1 protein-coding gene is annotated in these 207 nt (G+C 63.8%); it reads right to left on the bottom strand.

Annotated features, from left to right (window positions below):
* Positions 1–207, bottom strand: a 207-nt coding sequence (locus CBE72_RS07215) for a contractile injection system protein, VgrG/Pvc8 family (protein ID WP_206191790.1), incomplete at both ends; no start/stop codon positions are given.

Consider the following 207-nt stretch of genomic DNA (forward strand, 5'->3'; position numbering starts at 1 on the left):
GGTAATGCCCATTTCGCCGAACAGTACCGCGATGATGTCGGTCAGGCTCTTTTCCTGGAAGATGCGGCTGTTGCGCCGCAGCTGCAGACGGCTCAGGGCCGGCTCCAGTCTCAGCCGGTAGCGGGTCTGTCTGTGGCCGCTGTCGCCGCGGCCAAAGCGGCTTACTATGCCGTGCAGTTCTCGCTGGCATTCGCCGTCCTGCCACCA

Origin of the sequence: Shewanella carassii, assembly GCF_002777975.1 — a bacterium.
Classification (GTDB): Bacteria; Pseudomonadota; Gammaproteobacteria; order Enterobacterales; family Shewanellaceae; genus Shewanella; species Shewanella carassii.